At 65.3% G+C, this 17514-nt stretch carries 13 protein-coding genes and 1 pseudogene; 8 read left to right on the top strand and 6 right to left on the bottom strand.

Annotation, left to right across the window (positions count from 1 at the left end; genetic code table 11):
• Window positions 1-49 precede the first annotated feature (49 nt).
• Both clpA and clpS read right to left on the bottom strand, forming a co-directional pair.
• Window positions 50-2350 (bottom strand): ATP-dependent Clp protease ATP-binding subunit ClpA, encoded by a 2301-nt coding sequence (gene clpA / locus EX20_RS02845; protein ID WP_011885780.1) that lies wholly within the window; start codon window positions 2348-2350, stop codon window positions 50-52.
• A complete protein-coding gene (gene clpS, locus EX20_RS02850) occupies window positions 2347-2661 on the bottom strand; it encodes an ATP-dependent Clp protease adapter ClpS (RefSeq protein WP_006398529.1) in 315 nt (104 codons plus the stop codon). The genes clpA and clpS overlap by 4 nt, the downstream gene beginning before the upstream one ends.
• Window positions 2662-3207: 546 nt before the next feature.
• On the opposite strand from clpS, the gene EX20_RS02855 reads away from it, so the two are divergent.
• Complete coding sequence (locus tag EX20_RS02855; protein WP_004196460.1) at window positions 3208-3411, top strand: cold-shock protein; 204 nt, start codon at window positions 3208-3210, stop codon at window positions 3409-3411.
• A 178-nt stretch (window positions 3412-3589) separates the two neighbouring features.
• On the opposite strand, the gene EX20_RS02860 is transcribed toward EX20_RS02855, so the two are convergent.
• Window positions 3590-5188, bottom strand: a complete 1599-nt coding sequence (locus EX20_RS02860; RefSeq protein WP_011885781.1) for a multicopper oxidase family protein — start codon at window positions 5186-5188, stop codon at window positions 3590-3592.
• A gap of 696 nt (window positions 5189-5884) precedes the next feature.
• On the opposite strand from EX20_RS02860, the gene EX20_RS02865 reads away from it, so the two are divergent.
• Window positions 5885-6109 (top strand): hypothetical protein, encoded by a 225-nt coding sequence (locus EX20_RS02865; RefSeq protein WP_011885782.1) that lies wholly within the window; start codon window positions 5885-5887, stop codon window positions 6107-6109.
• 105 nt (window positions 6110-6214) lie between these two features.
• On the opposite strand, the gene EX20_RS02870 is transcribed toward EX20_RS02865, so the two are convergent.
• Both EX20_RS02870 and icd read right to left on the bottom strand, forming a co-directional pair.
• A complete protein-coding gene (locus EX20_RS02870) occupies window positions 6215-8443 on the bottom strand; it encodes an NADP-dependent isocitrate dehydrogenase (protein WP_011885783.1) in 2229 nt (742 codons plus the stop codon).
• A gap of 280 nt (window positions 8444-8723) precedes the next feature.
• The gene (gene icd, locus EX20_RS02875; protein WP_011885784.1) at window positions 8724-9980 is read right to left on the bottom strand and encodes an NADP-dependent isocitrate dehydrogenase; all 1257 of its coding nucleotides are present in this window, start codon (window positions 9978-9980) and stop codon (window positions 8724-8726) included.
• Window positions 9981-10264: 284 nt separating this feature from the next.
• Between icd and EX20_RS02880 the strand changes: the two genes are divergently transcribed.
• The 5 genes and pseudogenes from EX20_RS02880 to EX20_RS02895 all read left to right on the top strand — a co-directional run bounded on the left by EX20_RS02880 (window position 10265) and on the right by EX20_RS02895 (window position 15537).
• Window positions 10265-10843, top strand: coding sequence for a pseudouridine synthase (locus EX20_RS02880; protein WP_014723498.1), 579 nt, complete (start codon window positions 10265-10267; stop codon window positions 10841-10843).
• A gap of 301 nt (window positions 10844-11144) precedes the next feature.
• Window positions 11145-11357 carry a hypothetical protein gene (locus EX20_RS30150; RefSeq protein WP_072465376.1) on the top strand — a complete coding sequence of 71 codons (213 nt, stop codon included), beginning with the start codon at window positions 11145-11147 and terminating at the stop codon, window positions 11355-11357.
• Between the two features lie 159 nt (window positions 11358-11516).
• Window positions 11517-12017, top strand: a complete 501-nt coding sequence (locus tag EX20_RS02885; RefSeq protein WP_034192632.1) for a DUF192 domain-containing protein — start codon at window positions 11517-11519, stop codon at window positions 12015-12017.
• A gap of 217 nt (window positions 12018-12234) precedes the next feature.
• Entirely contained in the window at window positions 12235-14346 is a 2112-nt protein-coding gene (gene fusA / locus EX20_RS02890) for an elongation factor G (protein ID WP_034192633.1), read from the top strand.
• Between the two features lie 169 nt (window positions 14347-14515).
• Window positions 14516-15537, top strand: a pseudogene (locus EX20_RS02895) (HoxN/HupN/NixA family nickel/cobalt transporter).
• A gap of 212 nt (window positions 15538-15749) precedes the next feature.
• Here the strand turns inward: EX20_RS02895 and EX20_RS02900 are convergent.
• Entirely contained in the window at window positions 15750-16595 is an 846-nt protein-coding gene (locus EX20_RS02900; protein ID WP_011885789.1) for an aldo/keto reductase, read from the bottom strand.
• A 157-nt stretch (window positions 16596-16752) separates the two neighbouring features.
• On the opposite strand from EX20_RS02900, the gene EX20_RS02905 reads away from it, so the two are divergent.
• Window positions 16753-17499, top strand: a complete 747-nt coding sequence (locus EX20_RS02905) for a GntR family transcriptional regulator (RefSeq protein ID WP_034192708.1) — start codon at window positions 16753-16755, stop codon at window positions 17497-17499.
• The last annotated feature ends 15 nt before the right edge of the window (window positions 17500-17514 follow it).

Consider the following 17514-nt stretch of genomic DNA (forward strand, 5'->3'; position numbering starts at 1 on the left):
ACGGCGCGGAGAACTTCCCGCGCCGTTCGCATGAACTGCCAATTATCGCTTACTCGACTTCGACCGTCTCTTCGTTCGGCTTGTGCGGCGGATTCGCCAGCTTGTCGAACGACAACTGCACCTTGTCGTTCTCGTCGACGTCGACCGTCACGTGGCCGCCCGCCACCAGCTTGCCGAACAGCAGCTCGTCCGCCAGCGCACGACGGATCGTGTCCTGGATCAGCCGCTGCATCGGCCGCGCGCCCATCAGCGGGTCGAACCCGTGCTTGGCCAGATGCTTGCGCAGCGCGTCGGTGAACAGCGCATCGACCTTCTTCTCGTGCAGCTGCTCCTCGAGCTGGATCAGGAACTTGTCGACCACGCGCATGATGATTTCCTCATCGAGCGAGCGGAAGCTGATGATCGCGTCCAGACGGTTGCGGAACTCCGGCGTGAACAGGCGCTTGATGTCGTTCATCTCGTCGCCCGTCTCGCGCCGCGTCGTGAAGCCGATGGTCGCCTTCTGCATCGACTCGGCGCCCGCGTTCGTCGTCATGATGATGATGACGTTGCGGAAATCCGCCTTGCGGCCGTTGTTGTCCGTCAGCGTGCCGTGGTCCATCACCTGCAGCAGCACGTTGAAGATGTCCGGATGCGCCTTCTCGATTTCGTCGAGCAGCAGCACGCAATGCGGCTTCTTCGTGACGGCTTCGGTCAGCAGCCCACCCTGGTCGAACCCGACGTAGCCGGGCGGCGCGCCGATCAGACGGCTCACCGCATGACGCTCCATGTATTCCGACATGTCGAAGCGGATCAGCTCGATGCCGAGCGTGAACGCGAGCTGGCGCGCCACTTCGGTCTTGCCGACGCCGGTCGGGCCGGAGAACAGGAATGCGCCGATCGGCTTGTCCATCTTGCCGAGGCCCGCGCGTGCCATCTTGATCGACGCCGCGAGCGCGTCGATCGCCGGATCCTGGCCGAACACGACGCTCTTCAGGTCGCGATCGAGCGTCTGCAGCTTGCTGCGGTCGTCCTGCGACACGCTCTGGGCCGGCACGCGCGCGATCTTCGAGATGATTTCCTCGATCTCGCTCTTGCCGATCGTCTTCTTCTGCTTCGACTTCGGCAGGATGCGTTGCGCGGCGCCCGCTTCGTCGATCACGTCGATCGCCTTGTCGGGCAGATGGCGGTCGGTGATGAAGCGCGCCGACAGTTCGGCCGCGGCCGACAGCGCACCCGACGAATACTTGACGCCGTGATGCTCCTCGAAGCGCGACTTCAGCCCGCGCAGGATCGCGACCGTCTGCTCGACGGTCGGCTCCGACACGTCGACCTTCTGGAAGCGCCGCGACAGCGCCGCATCCTTCTCGAAGATGCCGCGATATTCGGTGAAGGTGGTCGCGCCGATGCACTTGAGCGTGCCCGACGACAGCGCGGGCTTCAGCAGGTTCGATGCGTCGAGCGTGCCGCCCGACGCGGCGCCCGCGCCGATCAGCGTGTGGATCTCGTCGATGAACAGGATCGCGTGCGGACGCTCCTTGAGCTCCTTGAGCACCGTCTTCAGACGCTGTTCGAAGTCGCCCCGATACTTGGTGCCCGCGAGCAGCGCGCCCATGTCGAGCGAATACACCTGCGCGTTCGCGAGAATGTCCGGCACCTCGCCGCGCGTAATGCGATAGGCGAGCCCTTCGGCGATCGCCGTCTTGCCGACGCCGGCTTCGCCGACGAGCAGCGGATTGTTCTTGCGCCGACGGCACAGCACCTGCACCACACGCTCGACCTCCGGCTCGCGGCCGATCAGCGGATCGATGCGGCCGTCCTTCGCCATCTGGTTCAGGTTCTGCGTGAACTGGGCGAGCGGGGTTTCCTTCTGCGCGTTCGCGTCTTCGCTTTCCGCATTGCCGTCGGTCGACTTCGCGGCTTCGCCGCCGTTCGTCTTCGCGATGCCGTGCGAAATGAAGTTCACCACGTCGAGACGCGTCACGCCCTGCTGCTGCAGGTAATAGACGGCATGCGAATCCTTCTCGCCGAAGATCGCGACCAGCACGTTCGCGCCGGTGACCTCCTTCTTGCCGTTCGACGTCGACTGGACGTGCATGATCGCGCGCTGGATCACGCGCTGGAAACCGAGCGTCGGCTGGGTATCGACATCGTCGGTGCCCGGCACGGTCGGCGTGTTGTCGTGGATGAAATTGCGCAGGTTCTGACGCAAGTCCTCGATATTGGCCGCACACGCGCGCAACACCTCGGCTGCCGTCGGATTATCCAGCAGGGCCAGCAACAGGTGCTCTACCGTAATGAATTCATGGCGCGCCTGACGTGCTTCCATGAACGCCATGTGCAGGCTGACTTCCAATTCCTGGGCAATCATGCTTCCTCCATCACGCACTGCAGCGGATGCCCGGCCTGCCGCGCATGGGTAACGACTTGCTCAACCTTGGTCGACGCGATGTCCCGCGTATAGACCCCACATACCCCTCGCCCTTCGCGATGGACCTTCAGCATGATCTGCGTGGCCGTCTCGCGATCCTTCTTGAAATACTCCTGGACGACCATGACGACGAACTCCATTGGCGTGAAGTCGTCGTTGAGCAGCACCACCTTGTACATCGAAGGCGGCTTGAGCTTCTGCTGCTTGCGTTCCAGGACGGTGCTGTCCTGCTTGTCCGGGATAATCGCCATACACCCATTCTAAACAACTCGGACAGGCCCGCAATCCTGCCATTACCCGACCGACAGGCCGGCGCCCTTCGTGGTTCCCGACGACGCGCGATCGTCTTCGTGCCATACGAAAGCCGGCTGCGGTGCCGGCTTTCACGCGTGGCGCGGAACACGAACCGTCAGGAGGAAACCGCACCGGACCGTCGCATCCGCATCCAGTATCCCACAAGCCGGGACGACTCGATCGCGTGTCACTCGAGCCTGGTATATGAACCGATTATGCGACTTTTCAAGTGCGTGCGCTCGGCGGCATGCTGCGAAGCAAAGCCGGAAAAACCCTGAAAATGGGTTCTTTACAACGTCCCTCCAAACGTCTAAAAATTCCGCTTGACACTCAAATAAAGAGCGCCAACAATCAAGCTGGCACCTTTTTTCATTCGCCGGCTGGCGAAATGAAAAGGGCCGAAGGTGAGCTTGTGAGGGGGGAACGGCTGTATTTACGGTCGTTTAGCTTTTCGAGCGTGCTCGTGGTAAGTAGCAGCGACTGTGTGACAGGGGAAGTAGGAAATGGCAACTGGTATCGTTAAGTGGTTCAACGACGCGAAGGGCTTCGGTTTCATCACTCCCGACGAGGGCGGTGAAGATCTGTTTGCGCACTTCTCGGCCATCAACATGCAGGGCTTCAAGACCCTGAAGGAAGGCCAGAAGGTAAGCTTCGAGGTCGTTCAAGGGCCGAAGGGCAAGCAAGCGTCGAACATCCAGGCCGCGTAAGGGCACCGGATATCGGACGAAGAAACCCGGCATTGCGCCGGGTTTCTTTTTTTCAGGCCGGCCAATCGTTAATTCGATTGGCCGGCCTTTTCGTTCAATCCCAATAATTGAACGTGCATTGTCCACGCGTACACGCAAATCGAATGCGTTCATACGCGTGAAACAAAATCATTAGCGGTTACACGACTTTGAGCGTGCCCATCATGCCCAGGTCCTCGTGCTCCAGAATATGGCAGTGAAACATGCGCTCGCCGGGCATGTCCTGCTTCACCAGTAGCGTGACGGTTTCGCCGCTGCGCACGTTCACCGTATCGCGCCAGGCACGGAACGGCTCGGCCGTGCGCGTGCCGCCGGATGCACGTTCGGTCACCTGAAACTGCGTGCCGTGCAAGTGGAACGGATGATCCATGTCGGTGGTGTTGCGGATCGTCCAGCGCTCGAGTTCGCCGCGCCGGCTCGTCAGCGTCGCCCGGTGCGGCGCGTAGGTCGCGCCGTTGATCATGAAGCGCATCCCGGCCGGCCGGCCGTGCGCCGGGCCGCTCATCATCGCGTTCATGTCCATCGCCTCGCCGAGCGCGACGTCCTTGTCCGCGACCGGCTCGCCCGGCGCGGGCACGGCGCGCAACGTGGCCGGCAGCGCCCGCGCGGCGGCCGGCACGAACGTGACGTCGGCCAGCGGCAGCGCCGGATCGGGCGGCAGGCTGCCGCGGCCGCCGTCGTGCGACATCGCCATCTTGCGGCGATCGTATTCGGCCGCCTGCAGCACGGCGCGTGACGCGCGATCGCCGGCCCGCACCAGCAGTTCCGCGCGCTCGCCCGGAGCCAGCAGCAGCGACGTCACGCGACGCGGCGTTTCGAACAGCCCGCCGTCGGTGCCGACATGCTCGAATGCGCGTCCGTCGTCGAACGCGACGCACACGTAGCGCGCGCTGCAGGCGTTCCAGACCCGCCAGCGCTCGTCGCCCGCGACGTCGATGCGCGGCCGGCGCGCGCCGTTGACCAGCGCGAACTGGCCTTCGCGGCCGTTCATCCAGTCCATCATGTCGTTCGGCGGAATCGAGCCGTCGCTCGCGAGCTTCAGATCCGACACGAACAGGTGGCGCTCGGGCCAGCCGGCGAGCGGATCGTCGGCCGCACGCACGATGAACGGACCGGCCAGCCCGCGAAACGCCTGCTCGGCCGTCATCATGTGCGGATGCGGGTGATACCAGTACGTGCCCGCACTGCCCTTCGGCAGCGTGAAGCGATAGACCCGCGACGCGCCCGGCGCGACCGGATCCGACGGGTTGCCGTCCTGCTCGGGCGGCACCGGCAGGCCGTGCCAGTGGATCGTCGACGGCTGCGGCAGCTTGTTCACGAAGCGGATTTCGACGGTGTCGCCCTCGTGCACGTCGATCAGCGGGCCGACCACCGGCCCGGCAGTGCCCGCGCCGAACTGCCAGAAGGTCGTCGGATGCGTATGTTGCAACATCGGACGCGCGACCGGCTGCGCGACCAGCGTCGCGCGGAACGTGCCGGCTTCGCCGCTTTCGTTCGCGAGCGTGCGCAACGGTGCGAGCGGCGCGCCGGCCGGCAGCGCGTCGACGGCCGCGAGCGCGGCCGGTGCCGGCTTCGCGTGCTGCGCGTGATCCGCCATCCCCGCCATGCCGCGCATGTCGTCCATCGGTTCCATGCCGGCCATGCCCGCATGAGCGGCATGCTGCGCCCACGCGCTGCGTGCAAACAGCGATGCGGCTGCGACACCGATCGCGTGCGACAGGAAGGTTCTCCGTATCATCAATCGTTCCTCGTTATGGGTGCTGTATCGCGCGGCCGCCGCGACACCGGTGCCGCCGGTGCCGCCGGTGCGTAATGGACCCGCCGCGACGAGAAACCGGATGGCCGCGCCATCATAACCGCAGCCTCGGGCGACGGCGCAGCGCGGGCCGCCAAGGGCCTGCCCGCGTCAATACGCCGCAGCGCTCGGGGGCTCGCATGACTCGCCTGCCTCGAGCGGCGCCTGCGCGCGATTCCCGACGCCCCGACGCGCTCCAGACCCCGCTCCAACGAGCCCGGCCCCACCACACGCTATGCGCAATCGACACAGCGTTCGCCGGTTGTATCTACCGGCCTAACCCGCGCGACAGGCGCGCCCGGTCGAAAATCCGCCAATTTTTCACGATGCGGAACAACGCCTTGCGTTATAAAAATTCGTGGTGCAGGGCACAAATTCGCTGTTTCGCGATGCCAAAAATCGTTCCGCAATACAAAACACACGACGTAAACCAATGTTTATAAAGCGATATTTTTCTCTCGAAAAAGCACTCTACGCGCACCATCGGACGCGGCCGCAGACGTAGACTTTGTTCCATGCACTGACGCTTCGCCGCGACGTTCGACACGGCACCCGACACGGACCACCGGCCGGGCCACCGTCGGACCAACCGGCAGACGTCACAACAGAATCGCTTGCAATCAGATAGGGAGAACGGAAATGAAGGGATTTCGCTTTGGTTCGGCGCTCGGGTCGTTCTATATCCTGCCCGGCAACGGCGGCTGGGAAGCCAGCTTCGGCAACGCTCGGCTCGGCGCGTTCTCGTGCCCCGAAGTCGCAGCCGACCACATCTCCCGCGGCGACTGCGAGCAGTTGTCCGACCTCGACACGGCCACGCTCGAAGTGCCGCACGAAATCGCCGAATGGGAAATCGTTCACGTCTGAATGAACGCCCCGCAACGCAAAACGCCCCGGGCGACCGGGGCGTTTTCATGTTCGGCGCGACGGCGAGCCGCGCAGGCTGCTGCCGTCGCCGCGACGCGGCCGCTGTCAGGCGACTGCATCGACGATCGCGTTCAGCGTCGCGCTCGGACGCATCGCCTGGCTCGTCAGCGCGACGTCCGGACGGTAGTAGCCGCCGATCGCCTGCGCCTTGCCCTGCGCCGCACCGAGTTCTTCCAGAATGCGCGCTTCGTTGTCGGCGAGCGACTTCGCGACGCCTTCGAATTGCGCCTTCAGTGCTGCGTCCTCGGTCTGCTCCGCCAGCGCCTGCGCCCAGTACATGCACAGGTAGAAGTGGCTGCCGCGGTTGTCGATGCCGCCGACCTTGCGCGCGGGCGAGCGGTTTTCATCGAGGAACTTGCCGGTCGCGCGATCGAGCGTCTTCGCGAGCACCAGCGCCTTCGGGTTGTGGTACGCGTTGCCGAGGTGCTCGAGCGACGCAGCCAGCGCGAGGAATTCGCCGAGCGAATCCCAGCGCAGGAAGCCTTCTTCGACGAACTGCTGCACGTGCTTCGGCGCCGAACCGCCCGCACCCGTTTCGAACATGCCGCCACCGGCCATCAGCGGCACGATCGACAGCATCTTCGCGCTGGTGCCGAGTTCCATGATCGGGAACAGGTCGGTCAGGTAGTCGCGCAGCACGTTGCCGGTCACCGAGATCGTGTCCTTGCCCGCACGGATGCGCTCGAGCGAGAAGCGCGTCGCGTCGACCGGCGTCATGATGCGGATATCGAGGCCGTTCGTGTCATGATCCTTCAGGTAGCGTTCGACCTTCGCGATGATCTGCGCGTCGTGCGCGCGCACCGGGTCGAGCCAGAACACGGCCGGTGCGCCGGTCGCGCGCGCGCGGTTGACCGCGAGCTTGACCCAGTCCTGCACCGGTGCGTCCTTCGTCTGGCACATGCGCCAGATGTCGCCCGACTCGACCGCATGTTCGAGCAGCACGTTGCCGGCTTCGTCGGTGACGCGCACCACGCCGTCAGCGGGGATCAGGAACGTCTTGTCGTGCGAACCGTACTCCTCGGCCGCCTGCGCCATCAGGCCCACGTTCGGCACGCTGCCCATCGTGACCGGGTCGAACGCGCCATGCTGCTTGCAGTCCTCGATCACCGCCTGATAGACGCCCGCGTAGCAGCGGTCCGGAATCACGGCCTTCGCGTCGTGCAGCTGGCCGTCGGCGCCCCACATGCCGCCCGAATCGCGGATCATCGCCGGCATCGACGCGTCGACGATCACGTCGCTCGGCACGTGCAGGTTGGTGATGCCCTTGTCCGAGTTGACCATCGCGAGGCGCGGGCGCACCGCGTACTCGGCCTTGATGTCGGCTTCGATCGCTTCGCGCGTATCGGCCGGCAGGTCCTTCAGGCGCGCGTACAGGTCGCCGATCCCGTTGTTCGGGTTGAAGCCGGCCTGCGCGAGCACGTCGGCGTGCTTCGCGAGCACGTCGCCGTAGAACACCGACACGAAGTGGCCGAACATGATCGGGTCCGAGACCTTCATCATGGTCGCCTTCAGGTGCACCGAAAACAGCACGTCCTGCGCCTTCGCGTCGGCGATTTGCGCTTCGATGAAGCTGCGCAGCGCCTTGCGGCTCATCACCGATGCGTCGATGACTTCACCGGCCTTCACGGCCGTCTTTTCCTTCAGCACCTTCTTCACGCCGTCGGTCGTCGTGAGTTCGATCTTGACGCTGCCGGCGTCGGCGATCAGCGCCGACTTCTCGCTGCCGTAGAAATCGCCGTCGGTCATGTGCGCGACGTGCGACTTCGACGTGGGCTTCCATGCGCCCATCTTGTGCGGATGCTTGCGTGCGTAGTTCTTCACCGACAGCGGCGCGCGGCGGTCCGAGTTGCCTTCGCGCAGCACCGGGTTCACCGCGCTGCCCTTGATCTTGTCGTAACGGGCCTTGACCGCCTTTTCCTCGTCGGTCGACGGCTCTTCCGGATAGGCGGGCAGCTTGTAGCCCTGAGCCTGGAGTTCGGCGATCGCCGCCTTCAGCTGCGGCACCGATGCGCTGATGTTCGGCAGCTTGATGATGTTCGCTTCAGGCTTCAGCGTGAGCTGGCCCAGGTCGGCCAGATCGTCGGAACCCTTCTGCTCCGGCGGCAGCACGTCGGCGAATGCCGCGATGATGCGGCCGGCGAGCGAGATGTCGCGCGTTTCGACGGCGACGCCCGACGAGTGCGTGAAGGCCTTGACGATCGGCAGCAGCGAGTAGGTCGCGAGCGCGGGCGCTTCGTCGGTGAGGGTGTAGATGATCTTGGGCGAAGTGGACATGGTCGATGCGTTGCTACGTGAAAATTTGGGGCTGAATAGCGCCGGCGGTAACCGGCGGGGGAGCGACCGGGTGGATCGCGAAAGGAGCGCGCCGGCTAGCCGGGCGGTGGTGTTGCGAGGGCCGTCATGTTCTACCTTGCAGGGCATGCACGCCGCTTCGCGGCGCCGCGGCCCGCATGCCGGACCGTCCTGCCAACAAACCTGCCGTTCGTGAAACGCCCCGGCGCCGGCAGTAGGCGCCGGGGCGGCCGGCATGCGCCGGCCTGCCCGCGAGGGGCGCTTACATGTTCTCGATCAGCACGTCGCCGAAGCCCGAGCACGACACCTGCGTCGCACCTTCCATCAGGCGCGCGAAGTCGTAAGTGACGCGCTTCTGCAGGATCGACTTCTCCATCGCGGCGATGATCGTGTCGGCCGCTTCCGTCCAGCCGAGGTGGCGCAGCATCATTTCGGCCGACAGGATCTCGGAACCGGGGTTCACGTAGTCCTTGCCCGCGTACTTCGGCGCCGTGCCGTGGGTCGCCTCGAACATCGCGACCGAGTCCGACAGGTTCGCACCCGGCGCGATCCCGATCCCGCCGACCTGCGCGGCCAGTGCGTCGGAGACGTAGTCGCCGTTCAGGTTCAGCGTGGCGATCACGTCGTATTCGGCCGGACGCAGCAGGATCTGCTGCAGGAACGCGTCGGCGATCGAATCCTTGATGACGATCTCGGCGCCCGTCTTCGGGTTCTTCACGCGCATCCACGGGCCGCCGTCGATCAGCTCGCCGCCGAATTCCTTCTGCGCGAGCGCATAACCGGCGTCACGGAACAGGCCTTCCGTGAACTTCATGATGTTGCCCTTGTGCACCAGCGTGACCGACTTGCGATCGTTGTCGATCGCGTACTGGATCGCCTTGCGCACGAGACGCTCGGTGCCTTCGGTCGACACGGGCTTGATGCCGATCCCCGAGGTTTCCGGGAAGCGGATCTTCTTCACGCCCATCTCGTCCTGCAGGAACTTGATGACCTTCTTCGCCTGCTCGGAGCCGGCCGCCCACTCGATGCCCGCGTAGATGTCTTCCGAGTTCTCGCGGAAGATCACCATGTCGATCTTCTGCGGCTCGCGCACCGGCGACGGCACGCCCTTGAAATACTGGATCGGGCGCAGGCACACGTAGAGGTCGAGCTCCTGGCGCAGCGCGACGTTCAGCGAGCGGATGCCGCCGCCGACCGGCGTCGTGAGCGGCCCCTTGATCGAAACGACGTATTCCTTCAGCACCTGCAGCGTTTCGTCGGGCAGCCATACGTCCGGGCCGTACACCTTCGTCGCCTTCTCGCCGGCGAAGATCTCCATCCAGTGGATCTTGCGCTTGCCCTTGTACGTGTGCGCGACCGCCGCATCGACGACCTTGATCATCACCGGCGTGATGTCGAAGCCGGTACCGTCGCCTTCGATGTAAGGGATGATCGGCTGATCGGAAACGTTGAGCGAGAAGTCCTTGTTGACGGTGATCTTGTCACCGCCTTCCGGAACCTTGATGTGCTGATACGGCATGATCGACTCCAGTGACGTGGCTGAGCAGGTGATGCTGGTCGAAACTGCGCGCGCGGCGGGTGGCCCTTGCCACCGTCGTGACGGCAACAGCGAGCCGCTATTCTAGCGCCCCAACCGCGGCCGGCGGCACGAAGCGCGACGCTGCGTATCAAGTCTTCCCTTATGTCTTATATAAGACAGAGGACTTGCCGTTCCGTATTATGCATTAAGATTCCGCCATTTGCCATAGACCGCCCGCCGCGCCGCCCGCGCCTTGCGCACGACAGGCCGCGGGCCGCCCCGCCATGACCTTGATCGCCCTCAACAAGCCGTTCGGCACGATTTGCCAGTTTTCCGCGCACGAGACGCGGCCGTCGCTCGGCGACTGGGTAAAAACGCCCGGCGTGTACGCGGCCGGCCGGCTCGACGCCGACAGCGAAGGGCTGCTGCTGCTCACCGACGACGGCGCACTGCAGGCGCGCATCGCCGAGCCGCGCCACAAGCTCGTCAAGCGCTACTGGGCGCAGGTCGACGGCGCGCCGGACGCGGCCGACCTGAAGGCGCTCGCGCGCGGCGTCGATCTCGGCGACTATGTGACGCGCCCGTGCCGCGCCGAATTCATCGAGCCGCCCGCCGCGCTGTGGCCCCGCACGCCGCCGATCCGCTACCGCGCCGCGATCCCGACCACGTGGATCGAACTCGCGATCACGGAAGGAAAGAACCGCCAGGTGCGCCGGATGACGGCCGCGGTCGGCTTCCCGACGTTGCGTCTCGTGCGCGTCGGCATCGGCGCACTGGATATATTCGCGCTCGGCATTGCACCGGGCGAAACAATCGAGCTGCCGCCGCGAGCGCCGTGGGACGGTTTCGCGCGTGCCGACTGAAAGTTCGGTCGGGCCGAAAGCCGATCGTCGATTTTTTCGTCATCTGTTTCGTCAACCGCCCGCGAAGATCGCGCGTTAAACCACGCAGATGCCACCCTGAGCTATCCGGCATTGGCAGCCGAGCCGTTATTTACGCGTTTGCGTCACGAAAGTGACGTTTTCTTCGAATACGATTCGGCGCCCGCAGCGCAATGAGAAATTTCTCGAAGCGTCTGTCAACCGAAAGGTGGATGGCACCGTTAGACGTCATGACTCCTATGCCGGGTCATTTGGTTAATTAACTAAAGCTGAGGAACACAACATGAACAAACTGATCGCCGCTCTGGTCGCTGGCCTCTTCGCAACGGCTGCTTTCGCACAAGCTTCGGCTCCGGAAGCTGCTTCGGCTGCTGCTCCGGCAGCTGCTTCGGCACCGGCAAAGCACGCTGCCAAGAAGCACCACGCAAAGAAGAAGCACCACGCAGCTAAGAAGGCAGCTAGCGAAGCCGAAGCTCCGGCAGCTGCTTCGAACTAAGCAAGCTTGCTGTAATAACGCAGTCAAGAACACGCAGTCTTGCCGTTCTTACGGCGTTGAAAGGCAGATCACCGCGAGGCGATCTGCCTTTTTCCTTTTGTGCCCGCCGCTACGCTTCGCGTACCATGCGGGTCTCGTTTTCCCGATAGGAGCCTTGCTGTGCGACTCTCCCTGCGCTCGTCGCTCGGCCGCCTTGCGCGCGCCGCCGTGTTTCCCGCCGCGCTCGCCGTGCTCGCGCTCGGCATGCAGACCGTCCACGCCCAGGTGCCGCCCGGCGCGAAGCAGCCGAGCGAGTTCCCGCGCGTGAAGCTGCGCGCCGGCATGTACGTGATCGACGCGGCCGTCGCCGCCAACGACGCCGATCGCGAACAGGGGCTGATGTACCGCTCGCAGCTCGCGCCGAACGAAGGCATGCTGTTCGTGTTCAACGAGAACGCCGTGCACTGCTTCTGGATGAAGAACACGCTGATCCCGCTGTCCATCGCGTTCATCCGCGCCGACGGCACGATCACCGACATCGACGAGATGAAGGCCGAGACGATCGACAACCACTGCCCGCGCAACAACGGCGTCTATGCGCTCGAAATGAGCAAGGGCTGGTTCGCGGCGAAAGGCATCAAGCCGGGCATGAAGCTCGACGGGCTGCCCAAGGCCCCGTAATACATCGGCGGCGGCACCGCCGCGCATCGAACCAGGCCGGTCGCCCGTGGCGCACCGGCTTTTTTTGCGCCGCCCGCCGGCCTTCGCCTTGATTCGGCCGCCGCCGACCGCATCTGCAAAAGCCACGGACAAGCGCTATCCTTTAAATCTCGCTAGTTCCAGTCCGGGCCGCCATATCAGCCGGCCCGCTTACGATCCGAACCACCAGGAGGTTCACGTGCCCCGCAAAACCCCCATCGAGCGCTATCGCAATATCGGGATCAGCGCTCACATCGATGCCGGCAAGACCACCACGACCGAGCGCATCCTGTTTTACACCGGCGTGAGCCACAAGATCGGTGAAGTGCACGACGGCGCGGCCACGATGGACTGGATGGAGCAGGAGCAGGAACGCGGCATCACGATCACGTCGGCCGCCACCACGGCCTTCTGGAAGGGCATGGCCGGCAACTATCCGGAACACCGCATCAACATCATCGACACCCCCGGGCACGTCGACTTCACGATCGAGGTCGAGCGCTCGATGCGCGTGCTCGACGGCGCGTGCATGGTCTACGACTCGGTCGGCGGCGTGCAGCCGCAGTCCGAAACGGTGTGGCGTCAGGCGAACAAGTACAAGGTGCCGCGCATCGCGTTCGTCAACAAGATGGACCGCATCGGCGCGGACTTCTTCCGCGTGCAGAAGCAGATCGGCGAGCGCCTGAAGGGCGTCGCCGTGCCGATCCAGATTCCGATCGGCGCGGAAGATCATTTCCAGGGCGTCGTCGACCTCGTCAAGATGAAGGCGATCGTATGGGACGACGAAAGCCAGGGCGTGAAATTCACGTACGAGGACATCCCGGCGAATCTCGTCGAGCTCGCGCACGAGTGGCGCGAGAAGATGGTCGAGGCGGCCGCGGAAGCGAGCGAGGAGCTGCTCGAGAAGTACCTGCACGACCATGAATCGCTGACCGAGGACGAGATCAAGGGCGCCTTGCGCAAACGCACGATCGCCAACGAGATCGTGCCGATGCTGTGCGGCAGCGCGTTCAAGAACAAGGGCGTGCAGGCGATGCTCGACGCGGTGATCGACTATCTGCCGTCGCCGGTCGACGTGCCCGCGATCCTCGGCCACGACTTCGCCGATCCGGACAAGCCTGCGGAACGTCATCCGAGCGACGACGAGCCGTTCTCGTCGCTCGCGTTCAAGATCATGACCGACCCGTTCGTCGGCCAGCTGATCTTCTTCCGCGTGTATTCGGGGGTCGTCGAGTCGGGCGACACCGTGCTGAACGCGACCAAGGACAAGAAGGAGCGGCTCGGCCGGATCCTGCAGATGCACGCGAACGAGCGCAAGGAAATCAAGGAGGTGCGCGCGGGCGACATCGCGGCGGCGGTCGGCCTGAAGGAAGCGACCACCGGCGATACGCTGTGCGACCCGGCCAAGCCGATCATCCTCGAGAAGATGGAGTTCCCGGAGCCGGTGATCTCGCAGGCCGTCGAGCCGAAGACGAAGGCCGACCAGGAAAAGATGGGCCTCGCGCTGAACCGTCTCGCGCAGGAAGACCCGTCGTTCCGCGTGCAGACCGACGAGGAATCGGGCCAGACGATCATCTCCGGGATGGGCGAGCTGCACCTCGAAATCCTGGTCGACCGGATGAAGCGCGAATTCGGCGTCGAGGCGACGGTCGGCAAGCCGCAGGTCGCGTATCGCGAAACGGTGCGCACCACGGCGACCGACGTCGAGGGCAAGTTCGTCAAGCAGTCGGGCGGGCGCGGCCAGTACGGCCACGCGGTCATCACGCTCGAACCGAATCCCGGCAAGGGCTACGAGTTCCTCGACGAGATCAAGGGCGGCGTGATTCCGCGCGAATACATCCCGGCCGTCGACAAGGGCATCGTCGACACGCTCAAGAGCGGCGTGCTCGCGGGCTACCCGGTCGTCGACGTGAAGGTGCATCTGGTGTTCGGCTCGTACCACGACGTCGACTCGAACGAAAACGCGTTCCGGATGGCCGGCTCGATGGCTTTCAAGGAAGCGATGCGCCGCGCGAAGCCGGTGCTGCTCGAGCCGATGATGGCCGTCGAGGTCGAGACGCCCGAGGACTTCATGGGCAACGTGATGGGCGACCTCTCCAGCCGCCGCGGCATCGTGCAGGGGATGGAGGACATCGCGGGCGGCGGCGGCAAGCTGGTGCGCGCCGAAGTGCCGCTCGCCGAGATGTTCGGCTACTCGACGTCGCTGCGCTCGGCGACGCAGGGCCGCGCGACCTACACGATGGAGTTCAAGCACTACGCGGAAACGCCGGCGAACGTGTCGGAAGCCGTGATCAACGCGAAAACGAAGTAAGCGCGGGGCGGCGCGCGCCGCTGCGCGGCAAGCTGCCATCCGTCCAGCCCGTCCGAATCCGGACGGGCTTTTTTTCGTCCGCGCGCGGGCACGCGTTTTCGACCCGCGAACCCGGCGACTTTTTCGCGTGACACAATCGGCGCTCGATTCGTCCGAAGGAAACGCCGCGATGCCGCCGACCCCTGCCCTGCGCCGCCTGCTGATGCTGTATGCCGGCTTGATCGCCGCCAACGTCGCCGTCTGGGTTTGGGCGCTCGCGGTGCTGCGCGACCATCCGCTGCTGCTCGGCACCGCCGCCGTCGCGTACGGGCTCGGGCTGCGTCATGCGGTGGACGCCGATCACATCGCGGCGATCGACGTCGCGACCCGCAAGCTGATGCACGACGGCCGGCGGCCGGTCACGGTCGGCCTGTTCTTCTCGCTCGGCCATTCGACGATCGTGGTCGCCGCGACGCTCGGCGTCGCGCTGACCGCGTTCGCGCTGCGCGAGCGCTTCGACGCGTTCCGCGAACTCGGCGGCACGCTCGGCACCGCGGTGTCGGCGGCCTTCCGCTGGTGCTCGCATGCATGAACCTCGCGATCCTGCGCGACGTGTGGCGGCGCTATCGCCGCGCGCCCGGTCACGCGCCCGGTCACGCGCACGGCGGCACGCATACGCATCGCCCGGCCGGCTTCGTCGCGCGGCTGCTGCGCCCGCTGTTCCGGTTCGTGTCGAAGAGCTGGCACATGTATCCGGTCGGCGTGCTGTTCGGACTCGGTTTCGACACCGCAACGGAAATCGCACTGCTCGCGATCGCGGCGGCACACGCGAGTCACGCGCTGCCGGTCTATGCGGTCATGCTGTTCCCCGCACTGTTCGCGGCCGGCATGACGCTGATCGACTCGACCGACAACGTGCTGATGATGCATGCGTACGGATGGGCGATGGACGACCCGCAACGCAAGCTGCTCTACAACGCGAGCATCACGTTGGTGTCGGCGGTCGTGGCACTGGCGGTCGGCGGGATCGAGGCGGCCGGCCTGCTGGCGGACAAGCTGTCGTTGACCGGCCCCGTGCGCGATGGGCTCGATGCGGTCGCTCAGCACTTCGGCGCGCTCGGCTACGGGATCGTCGCGCTGTTCGTCGTCGCCTGGGTCGCGTCGATCCTCTGTCATCGCTGGCCGCGCGCGGCCGACACGACGGCGCGCTGAACGTAGTCCGACGCTTCATCGCGGCAACACAGCGCACACCGGCGACGGTGTTTCCGGCGCTGTCGTGCGGCATATCCGCGCGTAGTCGGTCGATGGCGCGAGGCTCGCGATCTGCGCGGTACACCGCGGTCCGTGTGCGCAGAAAAGGACGACAACGGCAACCGCGGCAACACCTGCGGCCACCAACCGGCGCACCGCATCCCGCAATCGCTTCAGAGCATTTCGAGTGCGCGCTTGCTGCGCGGCGGACGGAAGTACGCGTCGAGCTGCGCGCGCTCGTCGACGCTCAGCACGAGATCGAGCGCCGCACGATTGTCGCGCACGTGTTCGATCCGCGACGCCTTCGGAATCGCGATCACCTGCGGCTGCGCGAGCACCCATGCAAGCGCGACGCGCATGACCGACACGCCGCGCTGCCGCGCGATCTCGTCGAGCGGCGAATGCTTCGGCAACCGTCCGTGATCGACCGGGCTGTACGCCATCGCCGGTATCCGGCGCTCGCGCAGCCACGGCAGCAGATCGAATTCCGGACCGCGGCGCGCCAGGTTGTACAGGATCTGGTTGGTCGCGCAGGCGCCGCCGCCCGCGTCGTCGACGAGTTCGGCCATGTCCGACGTGTCGAAATTGCTGACGCCCCAATGGCGGATCTTCCCGGCGCGCCGCAGCGCCTCGAAGCCGTCGACCGTCTCGTCGAGCGGTACCGAGCCGCGCCAGTGCAGCAGGTACAGGTCGATGCGATCGGTGTGCAAGCGCTTCAGGCTCGCGTCGCACGCAGCGACGACGCCGCGCCGGCTCGCATGATGCGGATACACCTTGCTGACGATGAAGACATCGTCGCGCAGGCCGGCGAGCGCGTCGCCGACCAATTCCTCGGTCGCACCGTCGCCATACATCTCCGCGGTGTCGATCAGCGTCATCCCGAGCGCGATGCCCTCGCGCAGCGCGGCGATCTCGTCCGCGCGCCGGGCGGGCCGCTCGCCCATTTCCCAAGTACCGAGGCCGAGCTTCGGAATCGTCTCACCGTTCGGCAGGACGACCGTGGCGATCGTGTCTGTCATGCGCTCCTCGCTGCGGATAGTCGGCCGCACACCGCGGCCGACGCATGGGCCAGTGTAGTCAATCGCCGCGCGGCCCGCCTGTTACTGGGCAAAATCCCGTTATAACGGCACCGCATGTTGACTTAGAATGGCCGGCAACCTGATCGATACCCATTCCATGAAGGCACCCACGGACGACCGCTGGCAGGACCTGCGCCCCGACCCCGACAACGACACGCCGCTTTATCTGCAGCTCGCCCGCAAGCTCGGCGACGCGATCCACGACAACCGCTGGGCGGCCGGCGAGGCGCTGCCGTCCGAGCGCGTGCTGTCCGAAGCGCTCGGCGTGTCGCGCATCACCGCGCGCAAGGCGATCGCGCTGCTGGTCGAGCAAGGGCTGATCCGCCGCACGCAGGGCGCCGGCAATTTCATCCAGCCGCGCTACGAGGATCCGCTGTCGCGGCTGTCGAGCTTCAGCGAGATGCTCGAGCGCCGCGGCTTCAAGCCGAGCTCGCAATGGCTCGAGCGCGAGATCCAGCCGGCGAACCGCGACGAAGTGATCCAGCTCGGCCTGTCGCCGGCCGCATCGGTCACGAGGCTCAAGCGCCTGCGCCTCGCCGACGGCATCGTGATGGCCGTCGAGAACTCGACGTTTCCGGCCACGCTGATTCCCGATCCGCAGGCGATCAGCGGTTCGCTGTACAGCTATCTCGAAGCACGCGGCACGCCGATCGTGCGCGCGCTGCAGCATTTCCGCGCGGTCAACGCGAGCGACGAGATCGCGCAGCAGATGGGCATCGCGCCGCACGACGCGCTGCTGCTGATCACGCGCATCGGCTACACGGCCGACCAGCGCGCGATCGAGCTGACCGACACCTACTGCCGCAACGACTACTACGACTTCGTCGTCGAACTGCGCAGGTAGCGCGGGGCGCGCCGC

Origin of the sequence: Burkholderia sp. WP42, from assembly GCF_000745665.1 — a bacterium.
GTDB lineage: Bacteria > Pseudomonadota > Gammaproteobacteria > Burkholderiales > Burkholderiaceae > Burkholderia > Burkholderia vietnamiensis.

Coding starts and splice junctions, on each gene's coding strand:
- EX20_RS02860 (WP_011885781.1), bottom strand. CDS start 5,188: ATGATACGGAGAACCTTCCTGTCGCACGCGATCGGTGTCGCAGCCGCA.
- EX20_RS02865 (WP_011885782.1), top strand. CDS start 5,885: ATGAAGGGATTTCGCTTTGGTTCGGCGCTCGGGTCGTTCTATATCCTG.
- clpS (WP_006398529.1), bottom strand. CDS start 2,661: ATGGCGATTATCCCGGACAAGCAGGACAGCACCGTCCTGGAACGCAAG.
- EX20_RS02880 (WP_014723498.1), top strand. CDS start 10,265: ATGACCTTGATCGCCCTCAACAAGCCGTTCGGCACGATTTGCCAGTTT.
- EX20_RS02870 (WP_011885783.1), bottom strand. CDS start 8,443: ATGTCCACTTCGCCCAAGATCATCTACACCCTCACCGACGAAGCGCCC.
- EX20_RS02900 (WP_011885789.1), bottom strand. CDS start 16,595: ATGACAGACACGATCGCCACGGTCGTCCTGCCGAACGGTGAGACGATT.
- EX20_RS02905 (WP_034192708.1), top strand. CDS start 16,753: ATGAAGGCACCCACGGACGACCGCTGGCAGGACCTGCGCCCCGACCCC.
- EX20_RS30150 (WP_072465376.1), top strand. CDS start 11,145: ATGAACAAACTGATCGCCGCTCTGGTCGCTGGCCTCTTCGCAACGGCT.
- EX20_RS02855 (WP_004196460.1), top strand. CDS start 3,208: ATGGCAACTGGTATCGTTAAGTGGTTCAACGACGCGAAGGGCTTCGGT.
- icd (WP_011885784.1), bottom strand. CDS start 9,980: ATGCCGTATCAGCACATCAAGGTTCCGGAAGGCGGTGACAAGATCACC.
- clpA (WP_011885780.1), bottom strand. CDS start 2,350: ATGATTGCCCAGGAATTGGAAGTCAGCCTGCACATGGCGTTCATGGAA.